The sequence below is a fragment of the Herbaspirillum lusitanum P6-12 genome, from assembly GCF_000256565.1.
Classification (GTDB): domain Bacteria; phylum Pseudomonadota; class Gammaproteobacteria; order Burkholderiales; family Burkholderiaceae_D; genus Herbaspirillum; species Herbaspirillum lusitanum.
In genome coordinates this window covers 1-4,369 of sequence record NZ_AJHH01000188.1, presented here as the reverse complement: position 1 = coordinate 4,369, position 4,369 = coordinate 1, and the positions used below count along the sequence as shown (strand labels likewise).

The window sequence follows — 4,369 nt, the reverse complement described above, 5'->3', positions numbered from 1 at the left end:
GGCTTGGCGGCGCCGCCGCCGAAGAAATCGCGACGGCCTTCTTGTGTCGTCTCGTCGTTGAAGATCGGCGGATGGCAGGGGTGGGCCACGAAATAGACCAGGTCCGGACGATCCGGCAGGTGGCCGGCGAAAGGCGCGGCCGCATCCAGCGTCATCACCATCACGCCGGGACGCAGCTTGGGCGAAATCTCCGCAGCGATTCTGCCGATCAGCGTATCCGGCACCGCCAGGATGACCACGTCGACATTGTCCAGTGCGGCATCGATGCTCACGCATTCCACGTCGAGCTCCTCCTTGAGACGCTGCTGGCCGGCCTGGCTGACTTCCACGTGGGCCACGCGGTAGTCGGATTTCTTGAGGTTCTTGGCCAGCCGCACACCCATCTTGCCGCCGGCGCCGAACAGGGCGATTTTTTCTTTCATGATGATTCTCCAGTTGCTCAGTGACTATTCAGTGATTCGGTAATACAAACAAATTTGTTGAGGATGCGAGACGCTAGTCTGCGATCGCCTTTCCTTGCAATTCCGACGACAAGGTTTGCTCTTGCCGCGCGCCCGCGCCGATGGCGAAGATCACCACTGCCGACATCAGCATCAGTGCTCCGACCACGAACATCGGCGCCTGATAGGACCCGGTCGCGTCCTTGATGGCGCCTGTGACGAACGGCGCAATGAAGCCGGCGGCGTTGCCGACCGTATTGATCAACGCGATACCTGCCGCGGCGGCAGCCCCCGACAGGAAGCGCCCCGGGATCGACCAGAAGGTCGGCAAGGCCGAGAAGATGGCGCAGGCGGTGACCGTGATGGCCGCGACCGTCGCCGCCGGCGTGTTCATGTACAGCGCCATCGGAATGCTGACTGCACCCAGCAGGGCCGGTACGCCCACGTGCCAGCTGCGCACGCCGCGATGAGTGGCATCGCGGCTCCAGAGGTACAACGCGACCGCTGCCGGCAGGTAAGGAATCGCCGTGATCAGGCCTTTTTGAAAGACGTTGAATTTACTGCCGAATTGCGCTTCGAAGCCGCCGATGATGGTCGGCAGGAAGAACGCCAGCGCATACAAACCGTAGATCAGGCCGAAGTACACCAGCGACAGCAGCCACACGCGACTGTTGGTCAGCGCCGAGGTGACGTTGGATTGGGCAGTGATGCGCTTGGTCTTGTTTTCACTGGCCAGCGCGGCAGTCAGCCAGTTGCGCTCGGCTTCGTTGAGCCATTTGGCGTCGGCCGGCTTGTCGGCCAGATAGAACCAGGCAATCACGCCGACAACGATGGCCGGGATTGCAACGCCGGCGAACATCACGCGCCAGCCTTCCAGTCCGAACAGGCCGTGGGCCTCGATCAGCAGCGCCGCAACCGGCGCACCGATCACGATGGTCAGCGGCTGCGCGAGATAGAACAGCGCCAGGATATGACTGCGGTGGCGGGCCGGCACCCACATGCTCAGGAACAGGATCGCCCCCGGGAAGAAGCCGGCTTCGGCGACGCCGAGCAGGAAGCGCAAGACATACAGTCCCTCGACATTGCTGACCCAGGTGAACAGCAGCGCGACGATGCCCCAGGTCACCATGATGCGAGCCAGCCAGCGGCGCGCACCGTATTTATGCAGCGCCAGATTACTGGGAATTTCCAGCAGTACGTAACCGATGAAGAACACGCCCGCGGCAAAACCGAATTGCGCCGCCGTGAGGGCGAGGTCCTTGGTCATGCCGTTGGGACCGGCGAAGGAAATCGCCGTGCGGTCCAGAAAATTGATAAAGAACATCAGTGCGACGAACGGCACCAGCCGTAACGACACTTTCCTGATTGCCGACTTTTCGACGGCGCTTGTTGCTGCCTCCATGCTGTCTCCTCAGTTGATTGAACAAGGCCATTGCCAGATCAACAACAACCTTGTTTCCGCCGACGCTTTTCGGAAGCGTTTCTGACGGTGGGTTTTAGTTATAAGTGGGTGCTACCTCACCAGCGTGTGTTTTTGAAATTCACCAACTGGTATGATCACTATACCATTTCAATCTGAGATTACACCAGTATTTTGCAATTGACGATGCAATTCGGTGCGCTATCCGCACCGTGGCGTGCCGCCGGACAAAAACCGGCCGTCCGGAAAGCCGGTGGTATCATGGCCGCTCTCCGCAGTCCGGAAACCGCAAACGGCAAGATCGACCTCCAGGCGCATCCGCTTTCAGGCTCCTGACGCGCATCCAGATATTTCCGCGCCCTGCGGCTTATTGAAACTGCTTCATTGATCCTGTCCCACTGAACCTGTCTTGCTGAGTTTTATCGATGTCCCGTCCTCCTCTGCTGCAAATCATCCCGCTCGCCGCACTCACCGGCGTCGGCATGCTGGCCACCGATCTTTACCTGCCTGCATTGCCGCATCTCGCCCACGACCTCGGCAGCGACGTGCCGGCGGTGCAGGCGACAATTTCTTCTTTCATGATTGCGCTGGCGCTGTCGCAACTGCTGTGGGGCGCGCTGGCCGACAAGCTCGGCATGCGCAACACGCTGCTCGCCGGCGTCGCGCTGTTGGCGGTCACCGGCGCGGCCTGCGCATTGGCAACGGATGTCGATGCGCTGATCGTTTACCGCACCGTGCAAGGCATCGGCGCGGGCGCCGCCACCGTGGTGGTGCCGGTGCTGCTGCGGCGGCGCTTCGCCGATGCCGATGCGATGCGGGCGATTTCCTGGGTCAGCATCGCCGAGTCCGTCATTCCCGCCATCGCGCCGGTGATCGGCACCGGCATCCTGCTGGCGTCGGGCTGGCGCAGCAACTTCTGGCTGGTGGCGATCCTGGCGCTGGCGCTGTTGCCGTTCATCCTGAAACTGGTGCCGGGCAAGCAGGTGCTGCACGGCGCCGATGAAACCGTCAGCTATGCAGTGCTGCTGAGGAATCGCGCCTACCTGCGCGACGCCGCCGTGTACGGACTGACCTTCGGCGCGCTGGTTACCTTCGTCGCCAGTGCGCCGCACCTGATCGAACAATGGAGCAGCCGCGGCCCCGGCACGTTTGCGCTGATGCAGGTCTGCGGCGTGTCGTCGTTCATCGTCGCCGCCTCGCGCAGCGCCGCAACCGGCGCACCGATCACGATGGTCAGCGGCTGCGCGAGATAGAACAGCGCCAGGATATGACTGCGGTGGCGGGCCGGCACCCACATGCTCAGGAACAGGATCGCCCCCGGGAAGAAGCCGGCTTCGGCGACGCCGAGCAGGAAGCGCAAGACATACAGTCCCTCGACATTGCTGACCCAGGTGAACAGCAGCGCGACGATGCCCCAGGTCACCATGATGCGAGCCAGCCAGCGGCGCGCACCGTATTTATGCAGCGCCAGATTACTGGGAATTTCCAGCAGTACGTAACCGATGAAGAACACGCCCGCGGCAAAACCGAATTGCGCCGCCGTGAGGGCGAGGTCCTTGGTCATGCCGTTGGGACCGGCGAAGGAAATCGCCGTGCGGTCCAGAAAATTGATAAAGAACATCAGTGCGACGAACGGCACCAGCCGTAACGACACTTTCCTGATTGCCGACTTTTCGACGGCGCTTGTTGCTGCCTCCATGCTGTCTCCTCAGTTGATTGAACAAGGCCATTGCCAGATCAACAACAACCTTGTTTCCGCCGACGCTTTTCGGAAGCGTTTCTGACGGTGGGTTTTAGTTATAAGTGGGTGCTACCTCACCAGCGTGTGTTTTTGAAATTCACCAACTGGTATGATCACTATACCATTTCAATCTGAGATTACACCAGTATTTTGCAATTGACGATGCAATTCGGTGCGCTATCCGCACCGTGGCGTGCCGCCGGACAAAAACCGGCCGTCCGGAAAGCCGGTGGTATCATGGCCGCTCTCCGCAGTCCGGAAACCGCAAACGGCAAGATCGACCTCCAGGCGCATCCGCTTTCAGGCTCCTGACGCGCATCCAGATATTTCCGCGCCCTGCGGCTTATTGAAACTGCTTCATTGATCCTGTCCCACTGAACCTGTCTTGCTGAGTTTTATCGATGTCCCGTCCTCCTCTGCTGCAAATCATCCCGCTCGCCGCACTCACCGGCGTCGGCATGCTGGCCACCGATCTTTACCTGCCTGCATTGCCGCATCTCGCCCACGACCTCGGCAGCGACGTGCCGGCGGTGCAGGCGACAATTTCTTCTTTCATGATTGCGCTGGCGCTGTCGCAACTGCTGTGGGGCGCGCTGGCCGACAAGCTCGGCATGCGCAACACGCTGCTCGCCGGCGTCGCGCTGTTGGCGGTCACCGGCGCGGCCTGCGCATTGGCAACGGATGTCGATGCGCTGATCGTTTACCGCACCGTGCAAGGCATCGGCGCGGGCGCCGCCACCGTGGTGGTGCCGGTGCTGCTGCGGCGGC

Annotated in this window: 4 protein-coding genes and 1 pseudogene; 2 read left to right on the top strand and 3 right to left on the bottom strand. The window is 61.2% G+C overall.

Features of this window, described 5'->3' with window-relative positions:
* Positions 1-422: NAD(P)-binding domain-containing protein (locus HLUSI_RS0106500; protein ID WP_016833219.1), on the bottom strand; the 422-nt coding region annotated here is incomplete at its 3' end.
* A gap of 73 nt (positions 423-495) precedes the next feature.
* Entirely contained in the window at positions 496-1,842 is a 1,347-nt protein-coding gene (locus tag HLUSI_RS0106495) for an MFS transporter (protein ID WP_016833218.1), read from the bottom strand.
* A 443-nt stretch (positions 1,843-2,285) separates the two neighbouring features.
* Here HLUSI_RS0106495 and HLUSI_RS27295 point away from each other — a divergent pair, with 443 nt between their 5' ends.
* Positions 2,286-3,113: an MFS transporter gene (locus tag HLUSI_RS27295; protein ID WP_016833217.1), complete on the top strand. Its 828-nt coding sequence runs from the start codon at positions 2,286-2,288 to the stop codon at positions 3,111-3,113.
* On the opposite strand, the pseudogene HLUSI_RS31380 reads toward HLUSI_RS27295, so the two are convergent.
* Positions 3,062-3,559 (bottom strand): annotated as a pseudogene (locus HLUSI_RS31380) (MFS transporter); the annotation flags it as partial. The gene HLUSI_RS27295 and the pseudogene HLUSI_RS31380 sit on opposite strands and share 52 nt — an antisense overlap.
* A 443-nt stretch (positions 3,560-4,002) precedes the next feature.
* Between HLUSI_RS31380 and HLUSI_RS27290 the strand changes: the two are divergent.
* On the top strand, positions 4,003-4,369 hold a 367-nt coding region (locus HLUSI_RS27290), incomplete at its 3' end, for an MFS transporter (protein ID WP_040503225.1).

What these genes read in the sequence shown, in the direction of transcription:
- HLUSI_RS0106495 (WP_016833218.1), bottom strand. Translation starts at nt 1,842, where the DNA reads ATGGAGGCAGCAACAAGCGCCGTCGAAAAGTCGGCAATCAGGAAAGTG.
- HLUSI_RS27295 (WP_016833217.1), top strand. Translation starts at nt 2,286, where the DNA reads ATGTCCCGTCCTCCTCTGCTGCAAATCATCCCGCTCGCCGCACTCACC.